This is a genomic window from Pseudomonas sp. LB3P31 (assembly GCF_054897945.1).
Window position 1 is genome coordinate 2739446 of record NZ_CM142710.1, and the last position, 18120, is coordinate 2757565.

The 18120-nt window shown below is 57.6% G+C and carries 15 protein-coding genes and 1 pseudogene; 10 read left to right on the forward strand and 6 right to left on the reverse strand.

All coding sequences use genetic code 11. From position 1 onward, the window contains the following. Positions 1-46 precede the first annotated feature (46 nt). The 5 genes from ureA to ureC all read left to right on the forward strand — a co-directional run bounded on the left by ureA (position 47) and on the right by ureC (position 3613). Entirely contained in the window at positions 47-349 is a 303-nt protein-coding gene (ureA, locus tag ACYZTK_RS12480) for an urease subunit gamma (RefSeq protein WP_033055605.1), read from the forward strand. A gap of 9 nt (positions 350-358) precedes the next feature. After that, positions 359-892 (forward strand): GNAT family N-acetyltransferase, encoded by a 534-nt coding sequence (locus tag ACYZTK_RS12485; RefSeq protein WP_462014709.1) that lies wholly within the window; start codon positions 359-361, stop codon positions 890-892. 7 nt (positions 893-899) lie between these two features. Further along, complete coding sequence (locus ACYZTK_RS12490; RefSeq protein WP_462014710.1) at positions 900-1433, forward strand: GNAT family N-acetyltransferase; 534 nt, start codon at positions 900-902, stop codon at positions 1431-1433. Then, entirely contained in the window at positions 1433-1741 is a 309-nt protein-coding gene (locus ACYZTK_RS12495; protein ID WP_462014711.1) for an urease subunit beta, read from the forward strand. The genes ACYZTK_RS12490 and ACYZTK_RS12495 overlap by 1 nt, the downstream gene beginning before the upstream one ends. A gap of 171 nt (positions 1742-1912) precedes the next feature. Beyond that, positions 1913-3613 carry an urease subunit alpha gene (ureC, locus tag ACYZTK_RS12500; protein WP_462014712.1) on the forward strand — a complete coding sequence of 567 codons (1701 nt, stop codon included), beginning with the start codon at positions 1913-1915 and terminating at the stop codon, positions 3611-3613. Positions 3614-3675: 62 nt separating this feature from the next. Here ureC and ACYZTK_RS12505 read toward each other — a convergent pair whose 3' ends face one another. Continuing rightward, positions 3676-8790, reverse strand: coding sequence for an NEL-type E3 ubiquitin ligase domain-containing protein (locus tag ACYZTK_RS12505; protein WP_462014713.1), 5115 nt, complete (start codon positions 8788-8790; stop codon positions 3676-3678). 255 nt (positions 8791-9045) lie between these two features. On the opposite strand from ACYZTK_RS12505, the gene ACYZTK_RS12510 reads away from it, so the two are divergent. Beyond that, complete coding sequence (locus ACYZTK_RS12510) at positions 9046-10176, forward strand: sensor histidine kinase (RefSeq protein ID WP_462014714.1); 1131 nt, start codon at positions 9046-9048, stop codon at positions 10174-10176. 116 nt (positions 10177-10292) lie between these two features. On the opposite strand, the gene ACYZTK_RS12515 is transcribed toward ACYZTK_RS12510, so the two are convergent. Then, positions 10293-10598 (reverse strand): chaperone modulator CbpM, encoded by a 306-nt coding sequence (locus tag ACYZTK_RS12515; RefSeq protein ID WP_462014715.1) that lies wholly within the window; start codon positions 10596-10598, stop codon positions 10293-10295. A gap of 23 nt (positions 10599-10621) precedes the next feature. Then, positions 10622-11569, reverse strand: a complete 948-nt coding sequence (locus tag ACYZTK_RS12520; protein ID WP_462014716.1) for a DnaJ C-terminal domain-containing protein — start codon at positions 11567-11569, stop codon at positions 10622-10624. Between the two features lie 195 nt (positions 11570-11764). On the opposite strand from ACYZTK_RS12520, the gene ACYZTK_RS12525 reads away from it, so the two are divergent. Continuing rightward, a complete protein-coding gene (locus ACYZTK_RS12525; RefSeq protein WP_462014717.1) occupies positions 11765-13039 on the forward strand; it encodes an Hsp70 family protein in 1275 nt (424 codons plus the stop codon). A gap of 120 nt (positions 13040-13159) precedes the next feature. Here ACYZTK_RS12525 and ACYZTK_RS12530 read toward each other — a convergent pair whose 3' ends face one another. Both ACYZTK_RS12530 and ACYZTK_RS12535 read right to left on the reverse strand, forming a co-directional pair. After that, the gene (locus tag ACYZTK_RS12530; RefSeq protein ID WP_462014718.1) at positions 13160-14173 is read right to left on the reverse strand and encodes an AI-2E family transporter; all 1014 of its coding nucleotides are present in this window, start codon (positions 14171-14173) and stop codon (positions 13160-13162) included. 217 nt (positions 14174-14390) lie between these two features. Continuing rightward, on the reverse strand, positions 14391-14699 hold the full coding sequence (locus tag ACYZTK_RS12535; protein WP_462014719.1) for a PsiF family protein: 309 nt from the start codon (positions 14697-14699) through the stop codon (positions 14391-14393). 182 nt (positions 14700-14881) lie between these two features. Between ACYZTK_RS12535 and ACYZTK_RS12540 the strand changes: the two genes are divergently transcribed. Continuing rightward, positions 14882-15775 (forward strand): DMT family transporter, encoded by an 894-nt coding sequence (locus ACYZTK_RS12540; protein WP_462014720.1) that lies wholly within the window; start codon positions 14882-14884, stop codon positions 15773-15775. A 139-nt stretch (positions 15776-15914) separates the two neighbouring features. Here ACYZTK_RS12540 and ACYZTK_RS12545 read toward each other — a convergent pair whose 3' ends face one another. Beyond that, positions 15915-16805 carry an alpha/beta fold hydrolase gene (locus tag ACYZTK_RS12545; protein WP_462014721.1) on the reverse strand — a complete coding sequence of 297 codons (891 nt, stop codon included), beginning with the start codon at positions 16803-16805 and terminating at the stop codon, positions 15915-15917. A gap of 192 nt (positions 16806-16997) precedes the next feature. On the opposite strand from ACYZTK_RS12545, the pseudogene ACYZTK_RS12550 reads away from it, so the two are divergent. Both ACYZTK_RS12550 and ACYZTK_RS12555 read left to right on the forward strand, forming a co-directional pair. Then, positions 16998-17099 (forward strand): annotated as a pseudogene (locus tag ACYZTK_RS12550) (bacterioferritin); the annotation flags it as partial. Positions 17100-17301: 202 nt separating this feature from the next. Continuing rightward, positions 17302-18078: a hypothetical protein gene (locus tag ACYZTK_RS12555; protein WP_462014722.1), complete on the forward strand. Its 777-nt coding sequence runs from the start codon at positions 17302-17304 to the stop codon at positions 18076-18078. Positions 18079-18120: the final 42 nt, after the last annotated feature.

Below are 18120 nucleotides of genomic sequence, written 5' to 3' on the forward strand. Positions count from 1 at the left end.
ATTTACAGCTCCGAATACCTTTTATCTGCCAAGATGGATTCCAACAATGGACCTGACCCCACGCGAAAAAGACAAGCTGCTGATCTTCACCGCCGGCCTGGTCGCCGAGCGGCGTTTGGCCCGCGGCGTGAAACTCAACTATCCGGAGGCCATGGCCTACATCTCCGCAGCGCTGCTCGAAGGCGCGCGTGACGGTCGGACCGTGGCCGAGCTGATGCACTTCGGCACCACCCTGCTCAGCCGCGAACAAGTGATGGAAGGCATCCCGGAGATGATCCCGGAAATCCAGGTAGAGGCGACGTTTCCCGACGGCACCAAACTGGTCACTGTCCACCAACCCATCGCCTGAGGCCGCGCCATGACCTACCACATCCGCGATGCCGTGCACGCCGACCTGCCAGCGATCCGCGACATCTACAACGACGCCGTCTTGAACACCACGGCGATCTGGAACGAACAGCCAGTTGACCTGGGTAATCGCCAGGCCTGGTTCAGCGCGCGCCAGTCCCAGGGTTATCCGATCCTGGTGATTGTCGACGGCGACGACTGTGTACTGGGCTACGCTTCATTCGGTGACTGGCGGCCGTTCGATGGATTCCGCCACACGGTCGAACACTCCGTCTATGTGCGCGGCGACCAGCGCGGCAACGGCCTCGGCCCGCAGTTGATGAGCGTGCTGATCGAGCGCGCCAGGGGTTGCGACAAACACATCATGGTCGCTGCCATCGAAAGCGGTAACGCCGCCTCCATTCGCCTGCATGAGCGCGCTGGATTTGTCACCACCGGCCAGATGCCCCAGGTGGGCACCAAATTCGGTCGCTGGCTGGACCTGACTTTCATGCAACTGACCCTCAATCCTGGCGCGCAACCGCCGCTTGCCAGCAAGGAGTAACGTCCAGATGAACGCCGCCCAACTGCGCCGCGTCAATGTTGAAAGCTTTGCACACTATCGCCAGGGCCTGATTGATCTGCTGCTCGATGCAGTGGGTTATGGCGCCAGTGTCGGGTTCATGGCGAACCTCGACGCTGCGCAGGCACGCGCCTACTTCGACGATGTGCAGGACAACCTGAACAAGGGCGACGTGCTGTTGTGGGTGGTGGTCAAGGACGAACAGGTGCAAGCCAGTGTGCAGCTGACGCTGTGTCAGAAAGCCAATGGCCTGAACCGCGCCGAAGTGCAGAAACTGCTGGTGCGCGAACACGCGCGGCGCCGCGGCCTCGGCCAGCAATTGATGACGGCCCTGGAAACCGCAGCGCTGCAGCACAAGCGCGGCATGTTGTATCTCGACACCGAGGCCGGGTCTCCCGCAGAGGACTTTTACAAGGCCTTGGGCTATACGCGCGCCGGTCAAATTCCCGACTACGCCTGCGACCCGAGCGGCCAGTACAAACCGACGGCCCTCTACTACAAGATTCTTCAAGGAGCCCATTGATGATTCCCGGTGAATACCAGATCCAGCCCGGCGACATCGAACTTAACGCAGGCCGCCGCACGATCAGCCTGAAGGTGGCGAACAGCGGCGACCGACCGATCCAGGTTGGCTCGCACTACCACTTTTTTGAAACCAACGACGCCCTGACCTTCGACCGTGCGGCCAGCCGCGGCATGCGCCTGAACATCCCGGCCGGCACCGCCGTGCGCTTCGAGCCGGGGCAGAGCCGCGAGGTCGAGCTGGTGGACCTGGCAGGGCATCGCCGGGTGTTCGGGTTTGCCGGCAGGATCATGGGGGCACTCGATTGAATTTCGCGGTGATCCCAAAAGATCGCAGCCTCGTTTCACTCGACAGCTCCTACAGGATTCGCGGCGCCACGATTTTGTGTGAACTCCCCGTAGGAGCTGCCGAGCGCAGCGAGGCTGCGATAGCGAGCTACGCGAGCGGTCTCAAATCCAATTGAATCCCAAGGCATGCCCATGAAAATTTCCAGACAAGCCTACGCCGACATGTTCGGCCCCACCGTCGGAGACAAGGTCCGCCTCGCCGACACCGAGCTATGGATCGAAGTGGAACAAGACTTCACCACCTACGGTGAAGAAGTGAAATTCGGTGGCGGCAAAGTCATCCGCGACGGCCAGGGCCAAAGCCAGTTATTGGCCGCAGAAGTTGTCGACACCGTGATCACCAACGCACTGATCATCGACCACTGGGGCATCGTCAAGGCCGATGTCGGCCTCAAGGATGGCCGCATCGCCGGTATCGGCAAAGCCGGCAACCCGGACGTGCAACCCAACGTGAGCATCGCCATCGGCGCCAGCACCGAAGTGATCGCCGGCGAAGGCATGATCCTCACGGCCGGCGGCATCGACACCCACATCCACTTCATCTGCCCACAGCAGATCGAAGAGGCACTGATGAGCGGCGTCACCACCATGATCGGCGGCGGCACCGGGCCGGCCACCGGGACCAATGCCACCACCTGCACCTCCGGCCCGTGGCACCTGGCACGCATGCTCCAGGCGGCGGACGCATTCGCGATGAACATCGGCCTCACCGGCAAGGGCAACGCCAGCCTTCCTGAGCCGCTGATCGAACAGGTCAAGGCCGGTGCCATCGGCCTCAAGCTCCACGAGGACTGGGGCACCACCCCGGCGAGCATCGACAACTGTCTGAACGTCGCCGACCAATACGACGTGCAGGTGGCGATCCACACCGACACGCTCAACGAGTCGGGTTTTGTCGAAACCACCCTCGCCGCGTTCAAGGGACGCACCATCCATACCTATCACACCGAAGGCGCGGGCGGCGGTCATGCACCGGACATCATCAAGGCCTGTGGCTTCGCCAACGTGCTGCCGAGCTCGACCAACCCGACCCGGCCGTTTACCCGCAACACCATCGACGAACACCTGGACATGCTGATGGTCTGCCACCACCTGGACCCGAGCATTGCCGAGGATGTGGCCTTCGCCGAAAGCCGCATCCGCCGCGAAACCATCGCCGCCGAAGACATCCTGCACGACCTCGGCGCGTTCTCGATGATCAGCTCCGACAGCCAGGCCATGGGCCGTGTCGGCGAAGTCATCACGCGCACCTGGCAGACTGCCGACAAGATGAAAAAACAGCGCGGCCCACTGCCCGGCGATGGTCCAGGCAACGACAATTTCCGCACCAAGCGCTACATCGCCAAGTACACCATCAACCCGGCGATCACCCACGGCGTCAGCCATGAAGTGGGCTCGATTGAAGTCGGTAAATGGGCCGATCTGGTGCTCTGGCGCCCGGCGTTTTTCGGGGTCAAACCGACATTGATTCTGAAAGGCGGCGCCATCGCCGCCAGCCTGATGGGCGACGCCAACGCTTCGATCCCGACGCCGCAACCAGTGCACTATCGACCGATGTTTGCCAGCTATGGCGGCTCGCTGCACGCCACCAGCCTGACCTTTATCAGCCAGGCGGCGCACGATGCGGGACTGCCCGAAGCCTTGGGATTGAAGAAGAAAATCGCCGTGGTCAAAGGTTGCCGTGACGTGCAGAAAACCGATTTGATTCATAACGATTACCTGCCGAACATCGATGTCGATCCACAGACCTATCAGGTCAAGGCTGACGGAGTCTTGCTGTGGTGTGAACCGGCGGATGTGTTGCCGATGGCGCAGCGGTATTTTCTGTTCTGATCGGGTACCCCCCCCCCGGATGCTGCGCTCAACAACATCCGGGGTTCGATTCATGCATCACCCTAAGAGGGATATCTCCGCTGCAGCTTGGCCCGCCCCATCGCTTCCTGAGTAAGGCGCTTGAGCAGGCTCTTCTCTTCGGCATCAATCAAAACAAGTTCCGCCGCGTACTTCTCTTCCGTCATTTTCCCGGCAATCTGCAAGTCCAGAGCCGCGTCGGCCCGGCGCTGAAAGTCCTTGAACAAACTTCGGTTGGCGCCGCGGATGTAGGTCGTCCAGAACTCCTGCTCAATGATAGAGTCGCGCAGCAAATCTCCTTGCTCCAACGCCAACACCCGATTGAATGCCGCTTCAATCATAATTGGCGTGACATCAGGCTCTCGAAACATCATGTTTCGAGACTGCCAAGGCAAATCCAGACGCGCGGCCAGATCCGTTGCGTAGGCCAAATGAATTTCCACCTCATCTATGGACCTGACGCTGTTGCCCTCCTCATCCCGGCGGATGATCGGATCACCGTCAGCATCATATTCAGGAAACCTGCGGCCCTGGCTCTGCAATTCGGCCACCCGCCCCCTGGCGATTTTGGCCAGTTCATCCAGGCGAGACCGGCCCCTGGCCAGCGTCACCAGTTCAGCCTCTACCAGATCCTTGCTGATCAGTTCATAAGCCTCTTGAACCAGTACTTCTACGCCCATGGCGTTAAACAACTGCGCGCCGGCATCCACGCACGTGGTAGGAGCGCCGGCCATGGTGAAAAGTTTTTCGCGTAATTGCGAGTTTCCGGCCATGGCATCGAGCATTCGCCAGACTTTGCTGCCGAGGTCGGACTTGAATGCATCAGACGCGTCAGCCGAATGTTCCAGCTTGCGGATCTCATTGAAGAACGCCTCGGAGCCGAACTCATCAGCCACCGCCCTCCAGAGATCGCGCTTCAATGTCCGCTGTCCGGGTGTCGCGCGCTGTTCGGCCGGCAAAGTGCTGACCCAGAATCTGCTGTCCGATATCACGCTGGATGGAAATCTTCGGTCTGGATCAAGACCGACTGACTCGATGTAAGTCTTGAACGCTTGCAGGTTCTCGGCGGAGAGCCATTGAGGCTCTCGGCTGATCGAAGTCCGCGCGAGGATTTCGGCTCGAAAGGAACCTGGGGCGACCACAGGAATACGCTCGATGGGGTTATCCATGAGTCTCAAGTCAAAATGGCGCGGGCGGGGCAGGGAAAAAATTCCGCCAGGCCAGGTATCAAGACCTGTATTGGACAGGTTCAGTACGTACAGGTTAGGCATCCGACTGACGTCAGGCAGCAATGCCAATGGATTGTTTTCCAGCCCGAGGATTTTCAGTTGGGTCAGGTTCTTGATGCTCTCCACTGCTTCTGCGGTCAACACAATCCGGTTATTGCCCAGATGCAACTCAAGAAGATGCGGCATGTCATGCATCGCTGAGGGCAGGCGGATCAACTGGTTGCCGGATAGATTGAGCGCACGCAGCTGGCGAAAATGCCCAAGAAATCCCTCCACCTCATTGCCGAATCCCGTACGACTCAACCTCAGCCGGGTGACATGATCAAATTTGGCTTCCAGCTCCGGCAGGCTGCGCAATTGCCATTGCAACGAGGTATCCGTCAGGTCAATGCTCTGACCACGATAATTGCCGTAGGCGTCGTAGTCCTTGGGGCCAGTCTTTTGCCAGGCTTCCTTGAGCGCTTTGACAATTTTGATCCTGGCGCTCCACTCGGTGATGAACTGCGGGCTGTCCCTGGTGCCAGACCACTCGTTCGGCGCCTTTAGCCAGTCCTTCAAAGTGCGATCGAGGTTTGTGTACTCACGCTCAAGTTGCAGCAACTGCTGGTCGGGTGAGCTGTCCTGCGCATTCAGGGACTCGGCGAAGTCATTGAGTTCGGAAATGCTCAGGTCGGGGTACAGTGCCTTGATCCGCGTCTCAATTGTTTTGCCCCAAAACCCCAGGCCGCGACCGCTGAGCGGGTAGCCGCGTCGACCGTCTGGCAGAACAGACAGAGGCTTGAAGAATGGTTTCCTGATCGACTGCATCTTCAGGACTGATCGCAGTTGATCCCGAGTGAGCAAATGTTGCCTGATTCGCTGGCCCAACTCGGTGCCCTGCGCGATATGGGGCAGACCCAACGCCCTGCGGGCCTCATCCGGTAACGCATGTTGCAGGGCCGCATACAGATTATCGCTGCCGTGCAGGTGATTATCTTCTGCGTCCCGAGCCTCGTATTGGCCGTCCTCCGTATGAACCAGCACTTTACGCAACGGGGCATCCGCGGCGCCCACTCTGGCACGAAGCTCTCCAGAAAAAACGCCCTGGCGAACTTCAATCGACAGGTCGCCAGCCCACCCCGGCAGCTTCTCCAAAGAGTGCAGCACGAGGCTTTCTGTATCCGGGCCCGCCAGTCCTTCCAGATAAAGCCCTTCATAGGCGCGTGCGAGCCGCACCTTTTGTTGCAATCGACGGGCCGTTTCTCCCAGGCGTAACGGCACTCGCCCAGTGCGGCTCATTTGCGCCAGTTCCACGGGCGTAGCGTCAGCCAATAATGTGGTTGCCAAACGGGTTGTCAGCCCGGAAAAATTTCGCTTAACGAGTTGTACATTACGATTTCCTTCCGGGCTGCGATCGCTGTACAAACTCTCGAATATCCGCATTCCGGCCATTTTCGCCCGATCAGCGAGTTTCCCTTGCAAGGCCTCGATACGTGCTTCGAGTGTCTGCGGGGGATGCTGTCCGAGCAGACTCTTAACTTGGGTCTCGTTGAAGGACTCCATCACGAGCCTTGGTAGTTGCCCTGCCATGAGTGCGCTGCGGTTTACCTGAATAATGCCGGACGCGGTGACCTTGGGGGGACCGTAAACAACCGAGACCGAACCGAAATCAGTCTTGCTCATGACCTCAATGACCTTATCGCCAGGCCATCCAGGCAATTCCGCCATCAGGGAGGCCGCGTAGTCGCAAAGATCGCCCCTGAGCTTTCCCTCTGAAATTTGCCGAGGGAGACTTTTGGCATCGGCATGGTCGTTAAACCGTTTGATGGTGTCGGCCAACAGCTCCGGCATCGGCTCACTGTCGACATGCATTCTGCGTAGCAGATCTTCATCCGTGTCACTGACGATACGAATGTGCTCAAGTTCGGTATCGCTGAACGCATCAACCGAATGCCCGAGGCGACGTAAAACGGTCTTCTGATCCCACCCCTGGGGATGCTCTGCCTCATGATTCCAGGCTCCGGAACCATTGGTGTTCAATTCGGGAGCATAGGCATCCGGGCGAGTGGGATGTTGTACCCGGTATCTGCCTGTGCCCGCTACCTCCTGCACTGCATAGTGATCGCCGTCCAGCGGCAGAACATTGCGGCCATCGTGGCGATGCAAGCCTCGCTCATTGGGCCGGGAGCCTTCCGGCAATTCGATGTCCAACTGATAGGGTCTAAGATCCGGCTTCCACAAACGCACCTTGCCACTGGGGAGCGTGACGGCTTTGAGCCCTTCGATAAAGGGTGAAACTGCGTAATGGAAGATCGGAGCCAACTCCGCCATGGTCGCCAGGTTCTCCACCACGTCGGTGATGTGCGCCCAGCCCGCTTCTTTGTCTCCCCGGCTTATCTCTCGAATGCCTTCGATCGTCTCGAACAACAACTGGTTTGCGGTAATCAGCAGCATTGCGGCCCCCGCTGGCGGGACAAAAAACGCGGCAATGCCAACAATGAACATGCCGATGTTCAGGTAGTTGGAGAGCCTGCGTTCGCGGGTGAGGTTATCCTCGGCCACTGTGGACACTGCCAGTACCTGGGCGTTCTCGAGTATGTGTCGGCGGTTCTGCCGGTACATCTCGATCCAGATCCCGGACATGCCTCGCCACTGACTATTAAGCGAGATCTGCATATGCAGGTCGATATTTTCCAGTGGATCGCGCCGCCAGTGCCGGTCAACCAGGGGACCGACCAATCGTGAAGCCGGCTCAAGGTACTTCAGGTGAGCTCGTAACTCATTGGCCCAATAAGCGCCCGGCGGGAAGTCTTTGACTTTCTCGGAGAAACGAAGAAAAAACCGACCCCGATCCTGTTCCGACACGAAGCGGCTGAAAAACCGCTGGTAATCGGTGAGCGCATCTTTGCCACTGTCGATCCTGCTGCCTTGGGGGCGGTGCATCAGTTTATGAGTGAGCTCCTCTTCGAACTCGGCAAATGACCCATATTTTTTTATCGGGTGTTCGGGATCATCCGGAATGTAAACAATGACATAACCACCGTCGTATCGATTCTGGTGCGTCGGGAAGAACAGCGCACACTCGGCAATTTCGTAGCCCATCAGCCGGAGCGGGCTATAACTTATCAGCCGCCGTATATCTTCATCCTTGACGACGGGGTTATCATTGATCAACTCAACCAGCAGATCGTAATGCTTGCGTTCGATATCTTTTTTTAGCAGGGCGGCATAAGTGGCGGCCTTGATTGCTGCCTTTTTGCAATCGATGAAGGGTTGACGAAAAGGCTCAAACTTCCCCCCAGGTCCATAGAGGGCATCTTTAATATGCTTTTCATATTGTCCACCTATATCCAGCTTTCGACAGATGGCGACGAATTGGTGAACGCTCAGAAGTGCCGGCCGAATGACATCGAAATGCCCCCGGACATCAGGCTCAGTTATAAATAACGATTCGCCATCAAAGTAATCCGGCTCGGCTTCGAAGGCTTCAAAATTATGCAAGGCCGCCTGTAGCAAAGAAAACGTTCTGCTGCGAAAGCCACTTGTGTTGATACCTACCGGGAGGCCGAAAAACTTGTATTCCACCGGATAATACAGGCGCAACCAGGTGTTTTCGACATCCAACACGACGCCGGCTTCGGCCAAGGCGGCGGTTAAAAGGGGCTTGGCGTAGGTGGTGATGCTCTGCACATCGTTGAGGACTTTGTCCCACTGGTTTTGCGCATGACAGTCGGCCTCCAACAAAGCCTTTAACTGCGCCTGTTCCTCTGCCGAACATTTTTCATACCAATCTGGCAGGTCGGGCCTGGTGTCCTTGAGCACTTTACGCCGCGACGGCGAAGCAGCAACAAGACATCCAGGGATGAGGTTTTTTATTAACTCGAAATGAATACCTTTATCGTTGCTTTCGGGGACATCACCAGCAACATCTATTTGTGAAGAGCTAGACATTTTGCACGATCCGTATGCAGTTAAATAGAACAATTATTTTAGTCATTGCAGAGCAAAATAAAACAATTAAAATTGGGCGCATCTCGACCTGATAACCGGTTTAATCATTACAATAATCGTTGGAAAAAATAACTATTTACCACCTTTGTCTTTACCAGAGGCAAACTCCGTCATTCGTGCTTGCAGGGAAGAACGACAAAACCGTCCGTATGCGCCACAATTAGCCGAATTTTCTACCCACCAAGGTTCTCGGCCATGCGCCTACCCGAATTCATCAGGCACCACGTAGACCGAATCGTCGATGAGTGGGAGCAGTTCGCCAGCACCATCACCCCCGCCGCCGAGCACATGGACAGCGTGGCGTTGCGTGATCACGCCAAGGTCATTCTGCTGGCTGCAGCGCGCGACATGACCACCGCCCAAAGCGCCAGCGAGCAGATGGCCAAGGCCAAGGGCGAGGGTCCCGAGAAGACTCCGAGCCTGGATGAAGCCGGGGCCAGTCATGGCGAACTGCGGCACACCGTGGGCTTCGACCTGGTGCAGATGACCAGCGAGTTCCGTCACCTGCGCGCCTGCGTGATTCGCCTGTGGGTCGAGAGCCTGGATTCACCGGACCTGGCGTATTTCCAGGACATGATCCGCTTCAACGAAGCCATCGACGAGGCCTTGGCAGAGTCCACGGCCGCCTATGCCGAACAGGTCAATCGCTCGCGGGATATCTTCCTGGCAATCCTTGGCCATGACCTGCGCGCTCCATTGCAGGCGGTGAGCATGTCCACCGAGTTGTTGATGCGCAAGGTAACGCTCGATGGCGACGCGCTGGCCTGTGCCAACAACATCAAGCGTGGCGCCCGGCACATGGCGGTGATGGTCAGCGACTTGCTGGAACTGGTGCGCAGCCGCCTGGGCAAGAGCCTGCCGATTGAGCCGGCGCCCATGGACCTGGCTGACGCTGCCCGCATGGCAATCGCCGAAGCCTGCGCAGGGAATCCGGAATGTGATCCGAAACTGCTGATCTCGGGGATTACTCAAGGCGACTGGGATGCCGGGCGGATTGGTCAACTATTGCAGAACTTGATTGGCAATGCGTTGCAACATGGCCTGAACAAGCGGGACGTGACGATCACGCTCACGGGTGAACCTGCTGCGGTTCGCCTGACGGTGCACAACTACGGCAAACCGATTCCTGAAGACGCCATTGGCACGATCTTCGACCCGTTGGTACGTAGTGCTGATGAGGAGTTGGGCGAACCGTCCACCAGCCTTGGCCTGGGGTTGTTTATAGTCAAGGAAGTGGTAAGCGCTCATGGTGGAACGATCGAGGTCAGTTCCAGCGAGGCTGACGGCACGCTGTTTACCGTAGTTCTTCCCCGGAAAATCAGATAGTTCCGCCGCACTGGCACCCCGTAGGAGCTGCCGAGTGCAACGAGGCTGCGATCTTTTGACGTTGTTTTTTCACAAACAAGATCAAAAGATCGCAGCCTCGTTGCGCTCGGCAGCTCCTACTCCACCACCAACCGCCCCAACCTTTGCTTCAACATCCGATTCTCCGCCCGAAGCTGCTGAACCTCCTCCAACAGATCCAACGCCAACGCCACCCCCTCCCATTCCAGCTCCAGATCGCGCCGCAGCTTGGCGGCGCGTTTGGCCAGGGCCAGTTCATAGTCGTTGAACCGCCAATCCTTCGGCACCGAGCCCTGAGGTTCGAGGATGCCGTGCTCGACGATCTCGATCACGTAGACGTCCGACAGATCGGTCGCCTCGCAGAATTCGGCCAGGTCCAGGTGAACGATCAGGGGGTTGCTCATGCTGGGCTACTCCGTCTTTTAAATCAGAAGTTCTCTCTGGGGTTGAACGCAGCTTTCTCTGCCAGTTCCTGCCAAAGCGCCTTGACCTCATCGGTTGCGGTCTTGGGCATCACGGCCTTGAGCTGGATAAACAGATACCCGCGATCGCCTGCCTTGTTCAGCAAGCCATGGCCCTTGGCGCGCATGCGCTGGCCGTTCTGGCTGCCTGCCGGGACCTTGAGGTTGATCTTGCCGGTGAGGGTCGGCACCGCAACTTCGGTACCCAACGCCAGCTCCCACGGTGCCAGAGGCAGCGTGATGATCAGGTTCTCGCCTTCCACGTCATATTTCGGGTGCGGCGCGAACCGGATGATCAGGTACAGGTCGCCATTGGCGCCACCACCCACACCTGGAGCGCCCTGGCCCTTGAGCCGGATGCGCTCGCCGTCGGTTACGCCCGCAGGGATCTTCACGTTCAGGCTTTTGCTGGTGTTGCTGACGTGCTGGCCGGCAGCGTTGTACTGCGGCACCTGGAAGCTGACCTTCTTCGATTCGTTCGAGAGGGTTTCTTCCAGAAAAACCGGTAATTCCATTTCCACGTCTTGCCCTCGCCGGCCGGCGCTGCGGCCCGGCTGTGCACCACCAAAACCAGGACCCCGGTTGCCGAAGATCGAACTGAAGAAGTCCGAAAAATCGCCCGAGTCCTGACCACCACCAAAGCCGCCGCCACCGCGACCCTGCCAACCTGGCGGGCCCTGGAACGGCTGGCCGTGCTGGCCATATTTGCGCAAGTCGTCATATTCGGCGCGTTTGTCGGCGTTTTTCAGCGCCTCATAGGCTTCCGAGGCGTCCTTGAACTTGGCCTCAGCGTCCTTTTCCTTACTGACGTCGGGGTGGTATTTGCGCGCCAGCTTGCGATAGGCCGCCTTGATGGCCTTGTCGTCCGCTGTCGGCTCCACACCGAGAATCTTGTAATAGTCTTTGAAGTCCATCTAAGGATCACCATCCGTTATCAAATTCGCTGTGCCACCTGCAGCATGCGCTGCCAGGCTCGATGCAGACAAGTTTGGGGCGAAGGATAGTCTTTCAAGGCGCTATTCGCTTCGATTTAGCAGATAGTCGGCCTTCGAATCTGTGCCGCAGTGGCATACACTGCGCGGCCGTTTTTTAACCGGAACTCGAAAGACATGAAAAACGCATCTCCAGCTCGTGCCTGTGGTATCGACTTCGGCACGTCCAACTCCACCGTCGGCTGGCTACGGCCCGGCATGGAAACGCTGATCGCGCTGGAGGACGACAAGATCACCCTGCCGTCGGTGGTCTTCTTCAACATGGAAGAACGCCGCCCGGTGTACGGTCGGCTGGCATTGCACGAGTACCTGGAAGGCTACGAAGGCCGCCTGATGCGCTCGCTCAAGAGCCTGCTGGGCTCCAAGCTGATCAAGCACGACACCAGCGTCCTCGGCACCGCGATGCCGTTCAAGGACCTGCTCGGCCTGTTTATCGGCCAGCTGAAGAAACGCGCCGAGACTGCTGCCGGCCGGGAGTTCGACGAAGTGGTGCTGGGCCGTCCGGTGTTCTTCGTCGATGACGATGAAATGGCCGACCAGGAAGCTGAAAACACCCTGGTCGACGTCGCTCGTGCCATCGGCTTCAAGGATGTGTCGTTCCAGTACGAACCGATCGCCGCAGCGTTCGACTATGAGTCGACCATCGAAAAGGAAGAGCTGGTACTGATCGTCGACATCGGCGGTGGTACTTCGGACTTCTCGCTGGTGCGCCTGTCACCCGAGCGTCGTCAGCAGAACAATCGCCACGAAGATATCCTGGCGACCGGCGGTGTGCACATCGGCGGTACCGATTTCGACAAGCAGCTCAGCCTGCAAGGCCTGATGCCGCTGTTCGGCTATGGCAGCCGGATGAAGAGTGGCGCCTACATGCCAACCAGCCACCACATGAACCTGGCGACCTGGCACACCATCAACTCGGTGTACTCGCAAAAATCGACCCTGGCCTTGGGCAGCATGCGCTACGACATCGAGGATACCGGCGGCATCGATCGCCTGTTCAAGCTGATCGACCAGCGCGCCGGACACTGGCTGGCCATGGAAGTGGAAGAAAGCAAAATCCAGCTGACCCATGCCGATCGCCGCCATGTGCCACTGGACCGCATCGAACCTGGCCTCAGTGTGGAACTGACCCGGGCGCTGTTCGAATCGGCCATTGATGCGCTATTGGAACGGGTGCGCAACAGCGTGACCCAGATGCTCAACGACGCCAATGTGCGGGTTGACCAGGTGGACACGGTGTTCTTCACCGGCGGTTCGAGTGTAATTCCGGCGCTGCGCAACAGCGTGGCGGACATGCTGCCGAATGCGCGGCATGTCGAAGGGAATATTTTTGGCAGTATTGGTAGCGGGTTGGCGATTGAGGCCAGCAAGCGTTACGGCTCCATGGACTGATCACAGGGACCGCTGCGCACCCCATCGCGAGCAGGCTCACTCCTACAGGTCAATCAGCGCTCCCTGTAGGAGTGAGCCTGCTCGCGATGGCGGTAGATCAGGCAATAAACACCTACCCGATCAAACCATCCCCACCTGCTTCAACTCACTCTTCAGATACGCATAATAAATCGGCCCCGCCACCACCCCCGGCAGGCCGAATGCGGCCTCGAACACCAGCATTGCCAGCAGCAACTCCCAGGATTTGGCACTGATCTGCCCGCCGACGATGCGCGCGTTCAGGAAGTATTCGAGCTTGTGGATAACAATCAGATATCCCAGCGCCGCCATTGCGACCCAGATCGACAACGACAAACCGACGATGGTGATCAGGGTATTGGACATCAGGTTTCCGATCACCGGCAGTAAGCCCAGCAGGAAGGTCAAGACGATCAGGGTCTTGGTCAACGGCAGCTGGATACCGAACATTGGCAGCACCACCGCGAGGAATATCCCGGTAAAGAAGGTGTTGAGCAGGGATATCTTGATCTGCGCGAACACGATATTGCGGAAGGCCTGGACCAGCAGGTGCAGGCGATCAAACAGCGCTGCCGCCAGCGGTTTGCGTTTGGTCAGGTCTGGCACGCGCTGCAGGGCGATGATCGCGCCCAGTACCATGCCGATCAGCAACGTCACGAACATGTGCGCCGCGTCCTTGCCCACCAGTTGCAAATCGCTCAGGTGCTTGCTCATCCACTCGCCGATGGCCACCCGGAATTCGGCAGCGCTGGCAGGCAGATAGGCATCGATGAACGGCGGCAGTTGACCGCGAGCCCGATCGACCACACCCATGAATTTGTCGAGGGAGGCGCCAGGGTTTTCCGCTTCATGCAACAGGAAGCTGATGGCGCCGGCAAAGATCAACGCCAGCGCACTGACCACCAGTGTCCCGAGCAATGCCACCGCCAGCCAGCGCGCACGCCGACCTTCGATCAGCCTCTGCAACTGCGGGGTCAGCATGTTGACCAGCTCGAACACCAACAACCCGGCCAGCAGGCTTGGCAGCAGCCGCAGGGGAAGCACCAACAGCAAACCACCAAAGATGATGACCCAACTGATGACCAGCAAGACTTGGCGTTGAGAAAACGTTGGCATACAGCCTCAAAACGAACAGCGTAAAAGGATTGGCAGTCTGCCAGCGTTCCGATGTCAGCACTAGGGGATGTGTGGGTCGACCTTTGTCGGGGTGCTCAGTGATGTGTGTTGCCTGCACGGCCGTAATCGCGAGCAGGCTCACTTCTACAAAGCGTCCTGCGAACCGAGACCTATGTAGGAGTGAGCCTGCTCGCGATGAGGCCAGTGCGGTCAACAACTATTTCTTCTTCAGGCACTCGCTCATGAATGCCTTGCGCGCATCACCCTTCAGCGCCTGGGTAGCCGCCGTGGCATTACAGGTTTTCATCTTCTCTTGCTGCGGAGTCAGTGCCTTGGCGTCATCGTTGGCCGCTGGCGCTGCTTTCAGGCAGGTGCTCATGTAAGTCTTGCGCTCATCCCCCTTCAGGCTTTTTGCAGTAGCGTCAGCATTGCAGGTGGTCATTTTGTTCTGCTGGGCGGTGGCCGCGAAACCTTGGGAGCAGAGGAGCAAGCCAATCATCAACAAAGGGACACGCAACATTTTCATGAAGTTTTCTCCTGGTCGCCGCACGAATGAACGCGGCCTTGTGCTGGAGTGTAGACAACGCCTGTTACACCTTCCTGTTTTCAAGTTGATTGCGCCGATTTGCCAAACTACGCCCGCTGACATGGATCTACAGCGACCAGGCAGGGGATAATCTCTCTTCATTTATGTTCTGGTTGTTTCTGATGCAATACGCTTATCCCCTGCTCGCGATTTTTATCTGGGCCGGTAATACAGTGATCAACAAACTCGCCGTAGGGGCGATATTTCCGGCCGAGATCGGCTTCTACCGCTGGCTGCTGGCCGGAGTGCTGTTCACCCCGTTCATGCTCAAATCAGTGATCGCCCACTGGCCGTTGATCCGCCCGAACCTGGGCAAAATCTTCGTGCTCGGCGTACTTGGCATGGCCGTCTACCAGAGCCTGGCGTACTTCGCCGCAACGCTGACGTCCGCTACCAACATGGGAATCATCCTGTCATTGATGCCGTTGATGTCCCTGGCGATGGCGATGGCGATGGCCAGCCTCGGCCAGCGCCTGACCGCCGGAGCATTGGCCGGTGCGGTTCTGTCTTTCGCCGGAGTGCTGGTGGTGGTGTCGTCCGGTAGCCTTGGGGCATTGCTGGAACACGGGGTGAACCTGGGGGATGCAATGATGCTGATCGCGACCCTGGCCTATGCGATCTACAGCACGCTGCTGAAGAAGTGGCAGCTGCGTTTGCCACCGCTGGTATTGCTGTATTTGCAGGTGCTGGTGGCGATCGTCGTGCTGTTCCCGCTGTTTATGGTTTCGCCGAAAATCGGCCCGAACCTGCAAAATATCCCGCTGGTGCTGTATGCCTGCCTGTTAGCTTCGATGGTGGCACCATTAGCCTGGATGCAGGCCGTAGTGTGCCTGGGGCCGAGCCGGACTACGTTGTTCTTCAATCTGCTGCCACTGATAACCGCCTTGATTGCAGCCGTGGTGTTGCATGAGCAACTGGCGCTGTATCACCTGGTGGGCGGGGTGTTGACCTTGGGTGGGGTGATACTTTCCGAGCGTTGGACTACGGTGCTGGGCCGCAAGACCAGCATTGCCTGATCTGGCACCATCGCGGGCAAGCCTTGCTCCCACAGACTGTGGCGCTCCTACAGTAGGAGCAACCCTTGCTCAACAGACTGTGGCGCTCCTACTGTGGGAGCAAGGCTTGCCCGCGATGAACGATAACGCGGTCCCGAAACTAAACCCCTGCCGCCTGCAACCGCGCCGCATGCTCGACAAACAGCCGGATCGGTTCAGCCCCCTTCCCCACCAGGCCTAGCGACTGGTTGACGATGTCGAAGTGATCCAGCGGGTACTCATCGCCAATCACCATTCCCAGATGAGAGCTGTACCGACCAACCATCCCGTCGCAATGCCCGATTTCCCTGACGAAGGTTCTGGCAAACAACCGGCAACTGCGATTCGTCCCATCAAGCAGATTGCGCCCGCGGTCGGTCTTGCCAGGTTGCAAGGTGCCCGACCATGAGTAATACCTCACCCCATTGACCAGTTCCGGCCCCTGCCCGCCCCAGGTCAGCGGCAAGCCCTGTGGATAACGCTGATTGAACAGCGCCACGCCAGCGGTCGTCAGCGACTGATGGGAGGCCGGGATGTCCACCGGTAGCCTGGGCCCGCGATAACCGGTTTCCAGCAGACTCATCAACGCGCCAATCCCGCGCAGCAACACGCTGAGCAGGCGGCCTTTGACGCTGTTCGCCGGGTAGTGTTTTTCCAAATAGTCAGCGAGCTCCGAGCCATGATTGGGCCCCGCCACCGAGGTCACGGACGCCACGCGATCAGGACGCATGGCCGCGGCATAGCGCGCGGTCAGTGAGCCTTGGCTGTGGCCGATCAAGTTGACTTTATCGGCCCCCGTCTCCCGCAGGATCTCGTCGATCCGCGCCAGCAACTGCTCCCCACGAACCTCGCAGGAGTTAAGGGGTGAAACCTGTACCGCAAATACAGTTGCCCCACCCCGGCGCAACGCCGCAATGATCCCGTACCAATACGGATACAGCAGCAACCGGACAAACCCGAGCATTCCTGGGACCAGTACCAGTGGATAGCGCGGCGCGGCACCTTGCGTCATGGGCGGACATCCTTGAGTTGGGTGAGGTAAGGCTGGATGCAAGACATCAGCCAAGCATCGTCATTGAAGATGACAACTCGACGACCCGTCGAGCACATCATTCCAGACGCGCTCGTCGGTGTACTGCCTGGGCCTGCGCTTCTGGCCAGGAACCGTAAATCACATAAGTTTTTTTGCCGGAGCCATTACCCTGAACGCCTTGCCATCGATAGTTGTCACGAAACTATTAAATACATTGGTGAGAAGAATCCAACTAGCCGGCGTATTTTTGAAGACATCCTGGCTCAGGAGTAAAAACATGCAGATGATAGAGCAGATAGTGCAAAAGACCTATAACCAACATCGAGACCTAGTCGCAGCCCAGCGCGGCAAGACCTCGGCCTGTCATAATAAAAATTTCAAGTCACACATCCCAAGTTGATAAATTCCGTCAAGGATTTATTCTCGACCGCACAACCCATGGTTGTACAACTTAATTCGAGAAGGAATTCGCTCAATGTTAATCGAACAACGTTTAGAATTTATTGACTCCCTACCCCAGATAGCTGTCCCACAGCGATCTTTCTTCAACGCACCGGCAGCTGCAGCACCGGTGCACAATGTCGATAAGCCCACAGCTACTGTTTTACCAGGCACCATTGACGCCTATCTACCTGGCATCTCCCAGGACATCATCGACGACGTCGATCTATGCAAATTGGTTATGCAAAATGCCGCATCCAAGAAATTCCCGGAAGAAGATCGCCTTTCTGACTGGTATAGGTTTTATGTCAACGGACTGTTTAACCTGGGTTGGGTTATGCAAAATAAAGATATGCACGAAACCACTGTCAGGGGCTTTGGATTGACAATGGACGCAGTAGCTTTGGATGTGGCAAAAAGTATCCTCGGAAAAGACGCTGCTGGTGCGCTCTCCAGCATAGGAAAACAAGCCGTTAGCGCGGTACAGGGCCAACCTCAGATGATTTCCATATTTGACAGGGGAAGTGATGGAAATAAAAACAGGAAATTTGATATTTCGCCAGTATGGCTTGACAATAGCGGCGCTCCAAACATGCTCCTGAACTGCATATCCCTGGATGCCAGGGAAAGTACAAGGGGGATCCTGTTTTGGAAATCCACCAAACAATCCACGATTATCAAGACAGGTGCCGTGCGCGCATACTTGAGTCTGACGCGCTTCGCAGACGTAAAGAACGAACTTCAAGCCAAATACAGTGCCAATGCAAAAAAATTCATTGGCCAGCTCCCTGATCTTGACCTGGATTTTTGATTAAGAAAATCAGATTGATAAAGTTCGGAATCGGATCTTCAC